Origin of the sequence: Streptomyces sp. NBC_00536 (genome assembly GCF_036346295.1) — a bacterium.
In the GTDB taxonomy this organism is placed as follows: Bacteria; Actinomycetota; Actinomycetes; order Streptomycetales; family Streptomycetaceae; genus Streptomyces.
Genome location: NZ_CP107820.1, coordinates 97,879 through 115,163, shown reverse-complemented (window position 1 = coordinate 115,163; position 17,285 = coordinate 97,879). Strand labels below are relative to the sequence as shown.

Genomic DNA, 17,285 nt, shown 5'->3' with positions numbered 1-17,285 from the left:
AGCCAACAGCCAACAGCCAACAGGCCGTCAGGCCGCCACCACGCGGCTGACCAGCTGGTCGCGGATGCGGGACGGGATGGCCGGGGCGAAGCGCTGGAGGTAGTGGTCCATGTGGAGGTCGTCGCCGACCAGGAACGGCAGGTCGAAGACCAGGAGCTTGCGGACCGCCAGCAGCGGCAGCGGGGAGCGCAGGGGGCGGAAGGACTCGTTGTAGAGGCCGGGCTCCTCGCACACCGGGTGGAACTGGCCGATCATCAGGCCCTCCGCGACGAACTCGTCCTTCGCCTTGCGCTGCAGCTCGTCCAGCTCCACCGAGTCCGTCGGGTCGAAGCCCGGCAGGACGAGGAGGATCGTGAGCAGTTCGCGGTCCTCGGGGGAGAGCGCCTCCGAGAGCGCCGCGTGCCGGGTGCGCAGGGAGTCCACCGCCGAAGCGAGGTCGTCGCAGTCCTCCGACGGGAGCGCCAGGTGGAAGAGGTCCTTGCGCAGCGCAGGCTGCGTGTACGGACACACGGGCCCGGTGCGGCCCAGTTCGGGATGGCTGGACACCAGGAACTCCCGGCTCCACATGAGCACTTGCAGCAGCGGACCGATGTGCTCCGCCGGAACCTCGCCCCGGGCGACCTCGCCCGAGGTCCACGACATGATCAGGTCGTCGCCCCTCATCGGGCATCCCTCCACATCGGCCGCAGGACGGGTCCGCCCTCCGGCAGGACGATCTCCGGTCCCACCCGTTCGAACCCGGCGCGCCGGCTCGCCGCCTCGCCGCCGGGCGAGCTGGCCTCCGTGTACATGCCGACGCCCTCGGCGTCCGCGCGGGCCATCACCCGCGCCACCAGCCCGGACACCAGGCCGTCCCGCTGGCGGTCCGCGCGGACCGCCGCGAAGGCGACGTAGTAGTGCGGCGGGCCGTGTGGATGCCGTTCCTCCTGGAGCGCGGCGATGGTGTGCAGCGCCGGCGCGTGCGGGCCGAGGGCCGCGGCGGCCTGCGCCAGCCGCGCCCCGTCCGGTTCGGCGCCCGGCGGCAGGAAGAGGAGGACGGCGTCGCCGTCCGGGGTGGTGAGCACCCCGCCGTGGTCGGCGCACAGTTCGACGAAGGCCCGGAAGAACCCGGGGAGCCGTTCGGCGCGCTCCTGCTCGTCCTGGACCATCCACCGGGTCAGGCCGTCCTGGTGGAAGGCATCGGCGAGGAGCGCGGAGAGGTGGGTGAGGGTCGAGCGGCTGAGCGTCGAGCGGGTCAACGGGCGAGAGGATAAGGGTGATGACTGGGACATGGGTCCTCCGGTCAGAGGGTGCGGATGCGAGTTCCGGTGCGGGCACCGGCACCGGCGCCGCGGCCGTGCGCGGCCAGCGCCGACACGCGGGCGTGCAGGGTCGGGAGGTAGTGCTCGGACTCGGGCTTGATCAGGACGCTGCGCACGATGCGCGCCGCGTCCGCGTCGCGGACCACGCCCGGGTGGCGCCGTACGAAGGCATCGGCGTCGGCGCGCAGCACGCTCAGGAAGACCGGGTCGGCCTCCGCCGTCATGCCGTCGCGCAGCAGCCGGTCCGAGGCGGCGTCGATCGCGGACAGCGATCCGTCCGCCGTCGCCGGGAAGTAGGTGACGATGTCGAGGTCGGGGCGCTGGTACAGCTCCAGGTCGGCCGACTCGGTGATCAGATCGGCCCAGCGCAGCGCGGCCCGCCGGTTCGCGGCGAGGATCGAGCCGAAGCCGTCCGGGGTGAGCGGGAGCAGTTCCAGGGTCAGCCACAGCGCGGACGCGGCGGCGCCCGCCCGCGAGCACTCCAGGCTGATCTCGCCGAGGTGCAGGTCGGCGTCGGTGAAGTAGGTGTACGGGGAGTCGTGGGCGAAGTGCCGTCCGGCGCGCGGGTCGGGGAAGAGGACCGCCCCGCAGCCGTAGGGCTGGAGCCCGTGCTTGTGCGGGTCGACGACCACCGAGTCGCACTCCGCGATGGCCCGCCAGGGCCGCGGGTCGAAGCCCTCGGCCCCGGCCCGGCCGAGGATGGCGTAGAAGCCGCCGTACGCCGCGTCGACGTGGACGCGCACCCCGTGGCGGCGGGCGATCGCGACCACCTCGTGGACCGGGTCGACGGTCCCGAGCCCGGTGGTGCCGGTGGTGACGACGACGGTGCCGATCCGCCCGGTGCGCAGGGCGTCCTCCAGCGCGTCGAGGTCGATCCGCCCGTGCCCGTCGACCGGGATCCGGTGGCCCTCGACGCCCAGGACGTGGCACATCCGCTCGTGGGTGTAGTGGCATTCGCTGCTGTACGCGATCCCCTTGTCCGGGTGCAACTGCCGCGCCACGTAGAGCGCTTCGAGGTTGGCCATGGTGCCGCTGGTGGTCAGGTGCCCGACGTGCGCGTCGAAGCCGAACATGGCGGCGAGCGAGGCGACCGCCTCGCGTTCCATCTCGGTGGTCGCGGGCCCGCCCTCGGCGGCGTGGTTGTTGGGGTTGAACAGCATGGCGGTCAGATAGCCGACGACGGCCGCCGGGTGCGGGGGCTTGACCATCTGTCCGGCGTAACGCGGGTGGAAGAACGGATAGTTGTGGTCCATCCGCTTCGCGAGCCGCTCGAAGGCCTCGTCGAAGGCGTCGGGGCCGACGCGGTGGGCGTCGTGCGTCTCGTACGGGCCGAACTGGCCGCCCCACCGTTCGGCGACCCCGAGGGCGCGCGGCAGCCAGTCGCGCAGATCGTGCAGATCGTTCAGGTCCACGGTGGGCCTCCCCCGGGTGGCCGCGCTCTGCGGCACGCGTCGTGCGTACGCGGTCATACGTACGCACGAGCAGATATACGGAGCCCACGCAAGGCCCGCGCAACGCCGGACGCCCGCACACCACCTGGGCTCCAGTGATGTGCGAGAGGCATCTGGTGCACTCGCCGCGCGACACCCGTGTGCGGCACCCGTGTCCGGTACCGGGATCCCGCCCGTGCCGCACCCCGGAATCCCCCGACCCACCACCCCTTCCAGGAGGACATCGCATGGTCACCAGACGCAGCGTGCTCGGCGGCGCCCTGGCCGCGGCCGGTGCCGGACTGATCACCGGCGGCGCGCTGACGCCGATGCTCGACGCCCGTACCGCTCAGGCCGCCGACGCGGCGCCGGGCGTCGAACCCCGAGCGGTCGCGGTATCCGTACCGGCGCCGTTCTCGGTGCGGATGCCGGTCCTGCCGGTGCTGACCCCGGTCTCGACCGCGGGCGGGCAGGACACCTACGCCGTCACGATCAAGGAGGTGTCACGGGAGATCCTGCCCGGCGCCATGGCCAAGGTCCTGACGTACGACGGCTGCTTCCCCGGACCGGTGCTGCGCGCGCGCAGCGGCCGCAAGGTGGTGGTCCGCCACCGCAACACGCTCTCCATGCCGGTCGCCGTCCACCTGCACGGCGGCTCGGTCACCCAGGAGAACGACGGCTCCCCGATGGACACCTTCGGGCCGGGCACCTCGCGCACCTACACCTACCCGAACCAGCAGCCGGGCGCCCCGCTCTGGTTCCACGACCACGCCCACCACATGGAGTCGGAGCACGTCTACCGCGGCCTGTCCGCCGCCTACCTGCTCTCCGACGACACGGAACGCGCGCTGCCGCTCCCCTCCGGGCAGTACGAGATACCCATCGCGCTGCGAGACGCACACTTCGACGCCTACGGCCAGCTCGTCTACGTCATGGACGACGCCTTCGGCCGCACCACCATCCTCGCCAACGGCCGCCCGAGCCCGTACGTCGAGGTCGCGGCCCGCAAGTACCGCTTCCGGCTGCTGAACTCCTCCAACATGCGCTTCTTCCAGCTGAAGCTGTCCGACGGCGGCCAGATGATCCAGATCGGATCGGACGGCGGGCTGCTGGAACACCCCTTCCCGACCGACACCATCGGGCTCTCCCCGGCGGAGCGCGCGGACGTGGTCATCGACTTCTCCCGCTACCCGGTCGGCACCCGGATCGTCCTGGAGAACACCCTGGGCCCCGGCACCCCCGACCAGGTCGGCAAGGTGCTGCGCTTCGACGTCGTCCGCACGGCCGCCGACCCGAGCCGGGTGCCGGACACCCTGCGCACCCTGCCCGCCGTGGCCGCGCTGCCGAAGCCGGCGGTCGAGCGCAGCATCGTACTGAGCATGGACGAGGACGGGCGCCAGGAACCGCGGGGGTTCCTGGACGGCCAGGTCTACGATCCGAACCGCATCGACCAGACCGTCACCTACGGGACGTCGGAGGTCTGGACGGTCACCAACGCCAACAAGCTGATCCCGCACAACTTCCACATGCACCTGGTCCAGTTCCGGGTGCTGGAGCGCAACGGGGCCCCGGCCGGACCGGCGGAGGCGGGGCTGAAGGACACCGTCCGGCTGTTCCCGGGGGAGAGCGTCACACTGCACGCGACCTTCGCCTCGTACCGCGGGACGTACGTCTACCACTGCCACCTGCTGGACCACTCGGCCATGGGGATGATGGCGAACTTCCGGGTCCGGTAGGCCGCCGCAGCGCGGCTCGACGTGCCCTCAAGGGCCGGACGAGCACGGGCCGCGAGAGTGGCGAGCACAGACCATGTCCAGCCGTGTCCCCCATGACTTCACATGTGTCCGTACGTGTCCCCGCAAGGAGATCAGAATGACCACCTCGCTCACGTTCCTCACACACCACGACGGCTTGCGCACGGTCCTGGACGAGGTACGCGCGGTCTGGGCGACCCTTCTCAAGATCACCGACCCCCCGCTGGAAGCCAGCTTCTTCGAGCTGGGCGGCGACTCCCTGGCGGCCCACCACATGCTCCTCCACCTCTCCCGCACCTACGGCGTCGAACTCCGGCTGCGCCAGATCTACGAGACCCCCACGATCGCGACGCTGGCCGAGGCCGTGGCGGTCCGGATCGAACAGGGCCGGAGCACCTGATGGGCACCTGATGCCAGCGAAATCCGGCCATGCCGTCCCGACCCGTCCCGACCCTTCCTCAAGCGCACTTCCGGTAGCCCTCCGGCGGCGGGGAGGAGGGTCGGGGCACAGGTCAGGGAGGTTGAGCCGATGTCGGGTGAGCGAGTGCACCGCGCGTCGTACGAGATCGACGTGACCGCGCCGGCCGGAGTGGTCTACGGGCTGATCGCGGACACCACGCAGTGGCCGTTGATCGCGCCATCGAGCATCCATGTCGAGCGGCTGGATTTCGACGGGGTCATCGACCGGTTCCGGATGTGGTTCACCGCCAACGGGAGCGTCAGATCGGCGCTCTCGCACCGCACCCTGGACAGCGCGCGGACGCGGATCGAGTTCCTCCAGGAACTTCCCGCCGGGTCCGCAGGGTTCGCCGGGTCCGCCGCGCCCGCCGTCAGCATGGCCGGGACCTGGACCGTCGAGCCGTGTGGCGCCGGGCGCAGCAGGCTGCGCCTGGAGCACGAGTTCACCGTGGCTGCCGGCCCGCCGGGCGACGTCGCCTGGCTGCTGCTCGCGACCGACACCAACAGCCGGGCCGAGCTGGAACAGCTCAAGGAGAATGCCGAGCGGTGGCGCGAAATCGACGGGCTGCTGCTCGGCTTCGAGGACTCCGTCCGGGTGCACGGCCCGGCCGAGCTGGTCTACGACTTCCTGTACGGGGTGGCCGACTGGCCCGGCCGGGTCCCGCACGTCGCCCGCGCGGAGGTCCGGGAGGACGTCCCCGGGGTGCAGTGCCTCCGCATGGAGACCCGCGCCGAGGGCGGCGGACCCCCGCAGGCCACCGAGTCCGTACGGATCTGTTTCCCGCACGCCTCCCGGATCGTCCACAAGCAGACGAGGACACCGCCGCTGATCGAGGCACACACCGGGGAGTGGTCCGTACTGCCCGACGAGACGGGCGTGACGGTGATCTCCCAGCACAGCGTGCTGCTGCGCGCGGCGGACGTCGAGCGGGTGCTGGGGCCGGCGGCCGACCTGCCCCGGGCGCGCGCCCACGTACGCGCGACGCTCGGCCGCGAGAGCCTGTCCGTCCTCCAACTGGCCAAGCGGCATGCCGAGTCCGCGATCCGCAGCCTCTGAGGCGCCCGCGCCCGGATCGGTGCTGATGATGCATCAGATTCCGATGTCACGAACGTGTCGGGGGTATCCGGGCGCGGCTCGCCTCCCGCTTCCGCCATGGCACAAGATCGATCGGGGACACCTCTCTTCACCCGATTCTCTTTGTCCGACCCCGGCCCGCCCGCCCACCCGCCGACCCCTTTCCCGCACCCGACCGTACGTACCCAACAGCCATCAGGAGTGACATGTCCCGCCGCCTGTTCACCTCGGAGTCCGTCACCGAGGGCCACCCCGACAAGATCGCCGACCAGATCAGCGACGCCATCCTCGACGCCCTGCTTCGGGAGGACCCCGCCTCCCGCGTGGCCGTCGAGACGCTGATCACCACGGGCCTGGTCCACATAGCCGGTGAAGTGACGACCCAGGCGTACGCCCCGATCGCGGCCATCGTCCGCGAGAAGATCCTGGAGATCGGCTACGACTCCTCCAGCAAGGGCTTCGACGGTGCCTCCTGCGGCGTCTCGGTCTCCATCGGCGCGCAGTCCCCGGACATCGCGCAGGGCGTGGACACGGCGTACGAGAGCCGGGTCGAGGGCGATGAGGACGAGCTGGACAAGCAGGGCGCGGGCGACCAGGGCCTGATGTTCGGCTACGCCTGCGACGAGACCCCGGAGCTGATGCCACTCCCGATCCACCTGGCCCACAAGCTCTCGCGCCGCCTCTCCGAGGTCCGCAAGAACGGCGCGATCCCCTACCTGCGCCCCGACGGCAAGACCCAGGTCACCATCGAGTACGACGGCGACAAGGCGGTCCGCCTGGACACCGTCGTCGTCTCCACCCAGCACGCCGCCGACATCGACCTCGACGCGCTGCTGACCCCCGACATCCGCGAACTCGTCGTCGAGCACGTCCTGGGGCAGCTGGCCGAGGACGGCATCAAGCTGGACACCGAGGGCTACCGGCTGCTGGTCAACCCGACCGGGCGCTTCGAGATCGGCGGCCCGATGGGCGATGCCGGCCTCACCGGCCGCAAGATCATCATCGACACCTACGGTGGCATGGCCCGTCACGGCGGCGGCGCCTTCTCCGGCAAGGACCCGTCCAAGGTCGACCGCTCGGCCGCCTACGCCATGCGCTGGGTCGCCAAGAACGTCGTCGCCGCCGGTCTCGCGACCCGCTGCGAGGTCCAGGTCGCCTACGCGATCGGCAAGGCCGAGCCCGTCGGTCTCTTCGTCGAGACCTTCGGCACCCACACCGTGCCCTCCGACCGCATCGAAGAGGCCATCTCCCAGGTCTTCGACCTCCGCCCCGCCGCGATCATCCGCGACCTCGACCTGCTGCGCCCGATCTACGCGCAGACCGCCGCCTACGGCCACTTCGGCCGCGAACTCCCCGACTTCACCTGGGAGCGCACCGACCGCGCCGAGGCCCTCAAGGCCGCCGCCGGCCTCTGAGCACCCCGCCTCACTCGTATCGCCCCCTTCGCCCTTCGCCCTTCGCCCCGCCGACATCGAGATCAGCTCACAGGAGTCCACGTGCGTATCGCGGTGACCGGATCCATCGCCACAGATCACCTCATGGCCTTCCCGGGCCGGTTCGTCGACCAGCTGCTCCCCGACCAGCTGGAACACGTCTCGTTGTCCTTCCTCGTCGACACGCTGGAGGTCCGGCGGGGCGGAGTGGCGGCCAACATCTCCTACGGGCTCGGCGGACTGGGCCTCGCCCCGCTCCTCGCGGGCGCCGTCGGCGCCGACTTCGCCGAGTACGAGGTCTGGCTCAAGGACCACGGCGTCGACACCAGCGCGGTGTACGTCTCCGACGACCGCCAGACCGCCCGCTTCATGTGCATGACCGACCAGGACTCGAACCAGATCGCCTCGTTCTACGCGGGCGCCATGGCCGAGGCCGACCGGATCGACCTGCGCGCCCTGCACGCCCGCGCCCCCCTCGATCTGATCCTCGTCTCCCCGAACGACCCGGCGGCGATGGTCCACCACACCGACCAGGCTCGCGCGCTGGGCATCCCCTTCGCCGCCGACCCCTCCCAGCAGCTCGCCCGCCTCTCCGGCGCCCAGGTGCGCACCCTGGTGGACGGCGCGGCCTGGCTGTTCACCAACGAGTACGAGTCCGCCCTGCTGCGCGAACGCGCCGAGTGGAGCCACTCCGACGTCCTCGACCGGGTCGGCACCTGGGTCACCACCCTCGGCGCCCAGGGCGTCCGCATCGACCGCCAGGGCGACCCGACGATCACCGTGCGCGCCGTCCCTGGCATCACGCCCGAGGACCCCACCGGCGTCGGCGACGCCTTCCGCTCCGGTTTCCTGGCCGCCGTCAGCTGGCACCTGCCGCTGGAGACCGCGGCGCAGCTGGGCTGCGCGATGTCCGCCCTCGTCCTCGCCGCGGTGGGCTCGCAGTCGTACGAGGTCCGGCCCGCGGCCCTCGTCGACACCGTCCGCGCGGTGTACGGCGACCGCACCGCCGACCTGCTCGCACCGGAACTGGGACGGCTGACATGACGACGGACGCGCAGGGACGCATGACCGCGCAGACACGCATGACCGCGCAGGAGCGCGCGGACGCCCTGCGCCGGGCGCTGGCCACCCGGGTGGTGGTCGCGGACGGCGCCATGGGCACCATGCTCCAGGAGCAGGACCCGACCATGGAGGACTTCCAGCAGCTGGAGGGCTGCAACGAGGTCCTGAACGTGACGCGCCCCGACATCGTGCGCTCGGTGCACGAGGCCTACTTCTCGGTGGGCGTGGACTGCGTCGAGACGAACACCTTCGGCGCGAACCACGCCGCGCTCGCCGAATACGAGATCCTCGACCGGAACTTCGAGCTGTCGGAGTCGGGCGCGCGGATCGCCCGCGAGGTCGCGGACGAGTTCACGGCATCGACCGGTCAGCAGCGCTGGGTGCTGGGCTCCATGGGCCCGGGTACGAAGCTCCCCACCCTGGGCCACATCCGGTACTCCACCATCCGCGATGCCTACCAGATCAACGCCGAGGGTCTGATCACGGGTGGTGCGGACGCGCTGCTGGTGGAGACGACGCAGGATCTGCTGCAGACGAAGTCCTCGATCATCGGTGCGCGGCGGGCGATGGACGCGCTGGGTGTGTCGGTGCCGCTGATCTGCTCGGTGACGGTGGAGACGACCGGCACGATGCTGCTGGGTTCGGAGATCGGCGCGGCCCTGACCTCGCTGGAGCCGCTGGGCGTCGACATGATCGGGCTGAACTGCGCGACGGGCCCGGCGGAGATGAGCGAGCACCTGCGCTACCTCGCGCGCAACGCCCGTATCCCGATTTCCTGCATGCCCAACGCCGGCCTGCCCGTGCTGACCAAGGACGGCGCCCACTACCCGCTCTCGGCCGAAGAACTCGCCGACGCCCAGGAGTCGTTCGTCCGCGAGTACGGTCTTTCGCTGGTCGGCGGCTGCTGCGGTACGACGCCCGAGCACCTGCGCCAGGTGGTCGAGCGGGTCCGGGGCGCGGCCATCACCGGGCGCGAACCCGCCCCCGAGCCGGGTGCCTCGTCCCTCTACCAGACGGTTCCGTTCCGTCAGGACCTCGCGTTCATGGCGATCGGTGAGCGGACGAACGCGAACGGGTCGAAGAAGTTCCGGGACGCGATGCTGGAGGCGCGTTGGGACGACTGTGTGGAGATGGTCCGGGACCAGATCCGTGAGGGTGCGCACATGCTGGATCTGTGTGTGGACTATGTCGGCCGGGATGGTGTGGCGGACATGGATGAGCTGGCGGGCAGGTTCGCGACGGCGTCGACGCTGCCGATCGTTCTGGACTCGACCGAGGTTCCCGTGATCAAGGCGGGTTTGGAGCGTCTGGGCGGGCGTGCGGTGATCAACTCGGTGAACTACGAGGACGGGGATGGTCCGGAGTCGCGGTTCGCGCAGGTGACGCGGCTGGCGCAGGAGCATGGTGCGGCGTTGATCGCGTTGACGATCGATGAGCAGGGTCAGGCGCGGACGGTCGAGCACAAGGTGGCGATCGCGCAGCGGCTGATCGCGGATCTGACGGGGAACTGGGGGATCCGGGAGTCGGACATCCTCATCGACACCCTCACCTTTACGATCTGCACGGGTCAGGAGGAGTCGCGGGGTGACGGTATCGCGACGATCGAGGCGATCCGTGAGCTGAAGCGCCGCCACCCCGACGTCCAGACCACCCTCGGCCTGTCGAACATTTCCTTCGGCCTGAACCCGGCCGCCCGCGTCCTGCTGAACTCCGTCTTCCTGGACGAGTGCGTCAAGGCGGGCCTGGACTCGGCGATCGTGCATGCGTCGAAGATCCTCCCGATCGCGCGGTTTGACGAGGAGCAGGTCACCACCGCTCTCGACCTGATCTATGACCGGCGTGCGGAGGGGTATGACCCGCTGCAGAAGCTGATGGCCCTGTTCGAGGGTGTGAACACGAAGTCGTTGAAGGCGGGGCGGGCGGAGGAGCTCCTCGCCCTGCCGCTGGACGAGCGGTTGCAGCGGCGGATCATCGACGGCGAGAAGAACGGCCTGGAGAGGGACCTGGACGAGGCTCTGGAGAGCCGCCCCGCCCTGGACATCGTCAACGACACCCTGCTGGAGGGCATGAAGGTCGTTGGTGAGCTGTTCGGCTCCGGTCAGATGCAGCTCCCGTTCGTCCTCCAGTCGGCGGAGGTGATGAAGACGGCGGTGGCGTATCTGGAGCCGCACATGGAGAAGACCGACGCGGACGGGAAGGGCACGATCGTGCTGGCCACGGTCCGCGGGGATGTTCATGACATCGGGAAGAACCTGGTCGACATCATTTTGTCGAACAACGGCTACAACGTGGTCAACATCGGGATCAAGCAGCCGGTCTCGGCGATTTTGGAGGCGGCGGTCGAGCACCGCGCGGACGTGATCGGGATGTCGGGGCTGCTGGTGAAGTCCACGGTGATCATGAAGGAGAACCTCCAGGAGCTGAACCAGCGCAAGCTGGCCGCCGACTACCCCGTCATCCTCGGCGGCGCCGCCCTGACCCGCGCCTACGTCGAACAGGACCTCCACGAAATCTACGAAGGCGAAGTCCGCTACGCCCGCGACGCCTTCGAAGGCCTGCGCCTCATGGACGCCCTCATGGGCATCAAGCGGGGCGTCGCCGGAGCGGAACTCCCGCCCCTCAAGCAGCGCCGCGTGGCCAAGCGGGAAGCGGTGCCCGAGGTGGAGATCGAGGACATCCCCGAGCTGGGATCCGTACGCTCCGACGTAGCCATCGACAACCGGATCCCGGCCCCGCCGTTCTGGGGGACTCGGGTGGTCAAGGGGATTCCGCTGAAGGACTACGCGTCCTGGCTGGACGAGGGCGCGCTGTTCAAGGGGCAGTGGGGGCTCAAGCAGGCCCGGGCGGGCGGGGCGACGTACGAGGAACTGGTCGAGAGCGAGGGCCGCCCGCGGCTGCGCGGACTGCTCGACAAGCTGCACACGGAGAACCTTCTGGAAGCGGCCGTGGTCTACGGCTACTTCCCGTGCGTGTCCAAGGGCGATGACCTGATCATCCTGGACGACCAGGGCAACGAGCGGACCCGGTTCACCTTCCCCCGCCAGCGCCGCGGCCGCCGCCTGTGCCTCGCCGACTTCTTCCGCCCCGAAGAGTCGGGGGAGACTGATGTGATCGGGCTCCAGGTCGTCACGGTCGGCTCGAAGATCGGTGAGGCCACCGCCAAGCTGTTCGCCGCCGACGCCTACCGCGACTACCTCGAACTGCACGGCCTGTCCGTCCAGCTCGCCGAGGCCATGGCCGAGTACTGGCACGCCCGGGTCCGCGCCGAACTCGGCTACGCGGGCGAGGACCCCGCCCGCGTGGAGGACATGTTCGACCTGAAGTACCGGGGCGCGCGCTTCTCCCTCGGGTACGGGGCCTGCCCCGACCTGGAGGACCGGGCCAAGATCGCCGAGCTGCTCCAGCCGGAACGCATCGGGGTCCACCTCTCCGAGGAGTTCCAGCTCCACCCCGAACAGTCCACCGACGCGATCGTCATCCACCACCCCGAAGCGAAGTACTTCAACGCACGCTGAGAAAGGAGACAGACATGCCGGCCACCCTGACCGCTACAGCGGCCCTCACCGCCCCCGCCGAACGCCCCCGCACGTCCGCCCCGGCCACGCTTGGCGTCCGCGAACTGCTGGCCCAGGGCCGGCAGAGCTTCTCCTTCGAGTTCTTCCCGCCGAAGACGGACGCGGGGGAACGCATCCTGTGGAACGCCATCCGCCGGATCGAGCCCTTCGCGCCCTCCTTCGTCTCCGTCACCTACGGCGCGGGCGGCTCCTCCCGGGACCGGACCGTCGAGGTCACCAAGCGCATCGCCGCCGAGACCACGCTGCGCCCGGTCGCCCACCTCACCGCCGTCGGGCACTCGGTGGCCGAGCTGCGCCACATCATCGGGCAGTACGCCGACGCGGGCATCCGTGACGTGCTGGCCCTGCGCGGCGACCCGCCCGGCGACCCCAAGGGGGACTGGACGGCGCACCCCGACGGACTAACCCACGCCCATGAACTGGTATCGCTCATCCGGCAGTTGGGGGACTTCACGGTCGGCGTGGCGGCGTTCCCCGAGCGCCACCCCCGCTCGCCCTCCTGGGACGAGGACATCCGGCACTTCGCCGCCAAGTGCCGGGCGGGCGCGGACTACGCCATCACCCAGATGTTCTTCCACGTCGAGGACTACCTGCGGCTGCGCGACCGGCTGTGCTCGGTGGGCTGCCTGACCCCGGTCATCCCCGAGATCATGCCCGCGACCGACTTCCGGCAGATCCAGCGCTTCTCCGAACTGAGCGACGCCCGCTTCCCCGCAGACCTCGCCCGGCGCCTCGAAGCGGCCAAGGACAGCCCCGGCGACGGCCACCGCATCGGCGTCGAGTACGCCACCCGGATGGCGGAGCGGCTGCTCGCCGAAGGGGCGCCCGGCCTGCACTACATCACCCTCAACAAGTCCACCGCGACTCTAGAGATCCATCAGAACCTGGACCTGGACCTGGACGCGCGCCAGGCCCTCCCTTCCGGCACCCCAGCCACCACCATCACGGAGTAGACCCCCATGGACTTCAAGGTCGCAGACCTCTCGCTCGCGGATTTCGGCCGCAAGGAAATCACCCTGGCCGAGCACGAGATGCCCGGTCTGATGTCGATCCGCAAGGAGTACGCCCCCTCGCAGCCGCTCGCGGGTGCCCGTATCACCGGTTCCCTGCACATGACCGTGCAGACGGCCGTGCTGATCGAGACCCTCGTCGCGCTGGGCGCGGAGGTCCGCTGGGTGTCCTGCAACATCTACTCCACCCAGGACCACGCGGCCGCCGCCGTCGCGGTCGGCCCGACCGGCACGCAGGAGAACCCGGCGGGCATACCGGTCTTCGCCTGGAAGGGCGAGACCCTGGAGGAGTACTGGTGGTGCACCGAGCAGGCGCTGATCTGGCCGGGCCACTCCGGCCCGAACATGATCCTCGACGACGGCGGTGACGCGACGCTCCTGGTCCACAAGGGCGTCGAGTTCGAGAAGGCCGGCGCGGTCCCCGACCCGTCGACCGCCGACAACGAGGAACTGCGCCTGGTCTTCGAGCTGTTGGGGCGCAGCTCCATCGACTGGTCCGCGCTGGCCGCCGAGATCCGCGGCGTCTCCGAGGAGACCACCACCGGCGTGCACCGCCTGTACGAGATGCACCGCGAGGGCGCGCTGCTGTTCCCGGCGATCAATGTGAACGACGCCGTCACCAAGTCGAAGTTCGACAACAAGTACGGCTGCCGCCACTCCCTCATCGACGGCATCAACCGTGCCACCGACGTCCTCATCGGCGGCAAGACGGCCGTGGTCTTCGGCTACGGCGACGTCGGCAAGGGCAGTGCCGAGTCGCTCCGCGGCCAGGGCGCGCGCGTCATCGTCACCGAGATCGACCCGATCTGCGCCCTCCAGGCGGCCATGGACGGCTTCCAGGTCGCGACGCTCGACGACGTGGTGGAAACGGCCGACATCTTCATCACCACGACCGGCAACAAGGACATCATCATGGCCGCCGACATGGCCCGGATGAAGCACCAGGCCATCGTCGGGAACATCGGCCACTTCGACAACGAGATCGACATGGCCGGTCTCGCGAAGATCGACGGCATCGTCAAGGACGAGGTCAAGCCGCAGGTCCACACCTGGAAGTTCCCCGACGGCAAGGTCCTGATCGTCCTCTCCGAGGGCCGTCTGCTGAACCTCGGCAACGCGACCGGTCACCCGTCCTTCGTCATGTCCAACTCCTTCGCGGACCAGACCCTGGCCCAGATCGAGCTGTTCACCAAGCCCGAGGAGTACCCGATCGACGTCTACGTGCTGCCCAAGCACCTGGACGAGAAGGTCGCCCGCCTCCACCTCGACGCGCTCGGCGTCAAGCTCACCACCCTGCGCCCGGAGCAGGCCTCGTACATAGGTGTGGACGTCAACGGCCCGTACAAGCCGGACCACTACCGCTACTGATTCCGCCGCAGCCGAACAGAAAACGCCACCGGCCCTCGAAGAACGCTTGAGGGCCGGTGGAAACGCCATGGCCGGGGGTCCCGGGGGATGCCACGATCGGATGTCCGAGCCGAGGGCAGGCAGCACCTCCGACCACCACCAAAGGACGCACCCATGACCCACAATCCGGCCGGTAGCCCGAACCAGTACCAGCAGCCGCAGCAGCAGCCGTACGCGGGCCAGCCCGCACCTGTGGCGGCTGCCGAGCGCGGCAAGTTCCCCACCGTCCTGCTCCTCGTCTCGACCGTCCTCGTCGGACTGATGGCGGGTCTGTTCTTCGCCTTCGACGTCTCGGTGATGCCGGGCCTGGCCAAGGCGGACGACCGGACCTACGTCACGGCGATGCAGAACTTCAACTCGGTCATCGACGGCAGCCCCGTCTTCGGCATGGCCTTCATGCTCGCGCTGGTGGCGGCGGTCGTCTCGGCGATCGTCGAGTTCCGCAAGGGCCGCCGCAACGTGGCGATCTGGGTCGCCGCCGCGGCCGTCGCCTACTTCGTCGTCCTGCTGATCACCTTCAGCGTCAACATCCCGCTGAACAACGAGCTGGCCGACGCCGGCGACGCCCTGAAGATGACCGACTTCTCGATCGTCGAAAAGTTCAAGACCACCTGGGTCTCCACCAACATCGTGCGCACCCTGCTGTGCACGGTCGCCCTCACGGCTCTCTCCCGTGCCCTGCTCCTGTACGGCCGCGCCACCCGCTGACCGCCGTACGCCGAACCGCCACCGCCATCGCCGGCAGCTTCTGCCTCAGGCGGTGGCGGTTCCGTGCAGCACCAGCGCCCACGCCAGGAACCCCAGCGCCGCCGTGCACAGCAGCGTCCGCCATACGTTGGCGCGCACCCAGGGCCCCTCGAAGGCACGGCGCACGGCGCCCGGGTCCGCGATCCGCTCGACCGGGCCCGCCTTCTCCAGCGCGTTGTTCAGCGGGATGTTCACTCGGTTCGTCACGCCCATCGACAGGATGTAGCAGGTCAGCGCCCCGCCCAGCGGGACCAGCAGGTCGTGCCCGTCGGAGGTCAGGTGCAGGCCCAGGGCCAGCGCGGTGAAGAGGAAGGCGCCGATGTAGCCGAGGACGAACCATCCGTTGAGGATGGCCACGTTGATCCGCTGCATGACCGTGATGAGCGTGCGGTCGTCGGAGCGCTTGAGCCCCGGCATCACCGCGACGGCGAAGGCGTAGAACAGCCCGCTGACCAGTCCCATGGTGACGGTGGCGGCGATGAGCGAGGCCAGACGGGCGGTCTCCACGTGATTTCCCCCTGCTCGTGGTCATCGACAGGTCATCAGATCGTCAAGTCAGGGCGATCATACGGGTGCGGGCCCCCGGGGGAGCGGTCGGCTCCAGCGGCCACCGTCCCCGCCTCGACCGCTCCTCAAGCGCTTCTCAAGCGGTTCCTCAAGCGGTTCCTCAAGCGTTTCGTCCCGTGCTACCGCGGGGACGGCGTCGTCGCACTCGTGGGGGCGCCCTCGGTCAGGGTGACGGAGATGCCTTCGCCCGCGGCGCGCTCCAGCCGGGACTTGAACTCCGCGGAGGCGACGCCCTCGGCACTCGTGAGCACGTAGACGCCGTTCGCGTCGCCGCTCGGGTAGGCGGCGTAGACCGGCAGCGCGTCGCGCAGTCGGACGATCCGCCCCGCCGCGGCCACCAGGTCCTTGTGCGTGAAGCGGGCGAGGTAGAGGTCGGCGCGGGCCGGATCGGCGCCCGGGTCCGCCCGGTGGGCGGCCAGGACCAGGAGACGGCCCCGGGCCAGGTCGGTGACGCAGAGCGCCACCCGGCCCGGCGGTGAGTCGGTGACCTGGGTGGAGTAGACGTCGGCGAAGGCGCCGCGGCCCTGTTCCCCGATGGCCTGCGAAAGGCGCGTCCCTTCGGGGGTGTTGGCGGGCGTGCCGTCGATCGTGGTCGGCGGGGCCTGCCCGGCGCCGGGCTCGTTGCGGGATACGGGACAGGGCGCGTTCGCGCTGGCGACCGGCGCGATGGCGGCGGGCCCGCCCCCGCGGCCGGGCGCGGTCCCGCATCCGGCGAGCAGCACGGCGGCGGTCGCGGTGATCGTGGTGGTGGCGACGGTACGGCGCATCGTCCTCGGTCCCCCTTCGGAGCACGGCGGTGGTCGGCACGGTAGGGACGTGCCGACCGGTCCGCCGGTTCCGGGGCGTCAGGCGGTGGGCTGTCAGGCCGCGGCGCCGCCGTCGACCGCCGGGGAGTTCCCGAAGGCCTTGACCGCCTGGTAGTAGGTCCAGGCGGTGGAGTCGCAGGAGGCCTTCTTCACGCCCGAGTAGGCGGAGCAGACCCGCTTGAGGTCGGCGTACAGCATGTCGTCGAGCCGGGACTTGTTCGCGGCGAAGGTGCCGGCCGCCTTGTAGTTGCGGTAGCCGAAGTCGTGGTGCGCGCAGGACGTCGCGAAGGGGAATCCGAACGGGTTGTCGGGGGAGGAGGAGCAGTAGTCGGTCGACCAGTCGAAGCCGTACGCCGCCCAGGCGCCCTGGTTCCCGCGGGCCGACAGCCACGCGTTGTAGCTCGCCGCGCTGGTCTGCGTCCAACTGCTCAGCACCTGCGGCTTGTCGGCCGGGGCCGCGGACGCGGGCCCCGCGAGGGCGACGAGCGCGGTGACGGCGGTGACGGCCGGGACGAGCATGGCGGTGAGGCGACGGGGCATCAGGAACCTCCGGAGGAAGGGGGCGCGCCCGGGGATCGGCGGCGCGGCGTCCTCAGGATGTACGGCCGAGATAAAGGGAGGGCATCGCGCGGCTTGACGCCCGGCGGATGCAGCACCAC

15 protein-coding genes are annotated in these 17,285 nt (G+C 70.2%); 9 read left to right on the top strand and 6 right to left on the bottom strand.

Going from position 1 to position 17,285, the window contains the following annotated elements:
• Positions 1 to 27: 27 nt before the first annotated feature.
• The 3 genes from OHS33_RS37830 to OHS33_RS37820 are packed head-to-tail and all read right to left on the bottom strand — an operon-like array spanning position 28 to position 2,713.
• Positions 28 to 663 carry a DUF6875 domain-containing protein gene (locus OHS33_RS37830; RefSeq protein ID WP_330335444.1) on the bottom strand — a complete coding sequence of 212 codons (636 nt, stop codon included), beginning with the start codon at positions 661 to 663 and terminating at the stop codon, positions 28 to 30.
• Positions 660 to 1,238 carry a hypothetical protein gene (locus OHS33_RS37825; protein WP_330335443.1) on the bottom strand — a complete coding sequence of 193 codons (579 nt, stop codon included), beginning with the start codon at positions 1,236 to 1,238 and terminating at the stop codon, positions 660 to 662. Before OHS33_RS37825 ends, OHS33_RS37830 begins: the two co-directional genes overlap by 4 nt.
• 44 nt (positions 1,239 to 1,282) lie before the next feature.
• Positions 1,283 to 2,713 (bottom strand): pyridoxal phosphate-dependent decarboxylase family protein, encoded by a 1,431-nt coding sequence (locus OHS33_RS37820; RefSeq protein WP_443065504.1) that lies wholly within the window; start codon positions 2,711 to 2,713, stop codon positions 1,283 to 1,285.
• Positions 2,714 to 2,979: 266 nt separating this feature from the next.
• Here OHS33_RS37820 and OHS33_RS37815 point away from each other — a divergent pair, with 266 nt between their 5' ends.
• The 9 genes from OHS33_RS37815 to OHS33_RS37775 all read left to right on the top strand — a co-directional run bounded on the left by OHS33_RS37815 (position 2,980) and on the right by OHS33_RS37775 (position 15,214).
• Positions 2,980 to 4,467 carry a multicopper oxidase family protein gene (locus tag OHS33_RS37815; RefSeq protein ID WP_330335442.1) on the top strand — a complete coding sequence of 496 codons (1,488 nt, stop codon included), beginning with the start codon at positions 2,980 to 2,982 and terminating at the stop codon, positions 4,465 to 4,467.
• Positions 4,468 to 4,603: 136 nt separating this feature from the next.
• Complete coding sequence (locus tag OHS33_RS37810) at positions 4,604 to 4,885, top strand: acyl carrier protein (RefSeq protein WP_330335441.1); 282 nt, start codon at positions 4,604 to 4,606, stop codon at positions 4,883 to 4,885.
• A gap of 129 nt (positions 4,886 to 5,014) precedes the next feature.
• The gene (locus OHS33_RS37805) at positions 5,015 to 6,001 is read left to right on the top strand and encodes an aromatase/cyclase (protein ID WP_330335440.1); all 987 of its coding nucleotides are present in this window, start codon (positions 5,015 to 5,017) and stop codon (positions 5,999 to 6,001) included.
• A gap of 224 nt (positions 6,002 to 6,225) precedes the next feature.
• A complete protein-coding gene (gene metK / locus OHS33_RS37800; protein WP_330335439.1) occupies positions 6,226 to 7,434 on the top strand; it encodes a methionine adenosyltransferase in 1,209 nt (402 codons plus the stop codon).
• An 81-nt stretch (positions 7,435 to 7,515) separates the two neighbouring features.
• Complete coding sequence (locus tag OHS33_RS37795; protein WP_330335438.1) at positions 7,516 to 8,496, top strand: carbohydrate kinase family protein; 981 nt, start codon at positions 7,516 to 7,518, stop codon at positions 8,494 to 8,496.
• A 20-nt stretch (positions 8,497 to 8,516) separates the two neighbouring features.
• The gene (gene metH / locus OHS33_RS37790) at positions 8,517 to 12,029 is read left to right on the top strand and encodes a methionine synthase (protein ID WP_330335437.1); all 3,513 of its coding nucleotides are present in this window, start codon (positions 8,517 to 8,519) and stop codon (positions 12,027 to 12,029) included.
• Between the two features lie 14 nt (positions 12,030 to 12,043).
• A complete protein-coding gene (gene metF / locus OHS33_RS37785) occupies positions 12,044 to 13,042 on the top strand; it encodes a methylenetetrahydrofolate reductase [NAD(P)H] (RefSeq protein WP_330335436.1) in 999 nt (332 codons plus the stop codon).
• A gap of 6 nt (positions 13,043 to 13,048) precedes the next feature.
• The gene (gene ahcY / locus OHS33_RS37780; RefSeq protein WP_330335435.1) at positions 13,049 to 14,467 is read left to right on the top strand and encodes an adenosylhomocysteinase; all 1,419 of its coding nucleotides are present in this window, start codon (positions 13,049 to 13,051) and stop codon (positions 14,465 to 14,467) included.
• Between the two features lie 153 nt (positions 14,468 to 14,620).
• Positions 14,621 to 15,214: an anthrone oxygenase family protein gene (locus OHS33_RS37775; RefSeq protein WP_330335434.1), complete on the top strand. Its 594-nt coding sequence runs from the start codon at positions 14,621 to 14,623 to the stop codon at positions 15,212 to 15,214.
• A 45-nt stretch (positions 15,215 to 15,259) separates the two neighbouring features.
• Here OHS33_RS37775 and OHS33_RS37770 read toward each other — a convergent pair whose 3' ends face one another.
• The 3 genes from OHS33_RS37770 to OHS33_RS37760 all read right to left on the bottom strand — a co-directional run bounded on the left by OHS33_RS37770 (position 15,260) and on the right by OHS33_RS37760 (position 17,166).
• Entirely contained in the window at positions 15,260 to 15,760 is a 501-nt protein-coding gene (locus tag OHS33_RS37770) for an anthrone oxygenase family protein (protein ID WP_330335433.1), read from the bottom strand.
• Between the two features lie 179 nt (positions 15,761 to 15,939).
• Positions 15,940 to 16,587, bottom strand: a complete 648-nt coding sequence (locus OHS33_RS37765) for a hypothetical protein (RefSeq protein WP_330335432.1) — start codon at positions 16,585 to 16,587, stop codon at positions 15,940 to 15,942.
• A 93-nt stretch (positions 16,588 to 16,680) separates the two neighbouring features.
• Complete coding sequence (locus OHS33_RS37760; RefSeq protein WP_443065503.1) at positions 16,681 to 17,166, bottom strand: phospholipase; 486 nt, start codon at positions 17,164 to 17,166, stop codon at positions 16,681 to 16,683.
• Positions 17,167 to 17,285 lie beyond the last annotated feature (119 nt).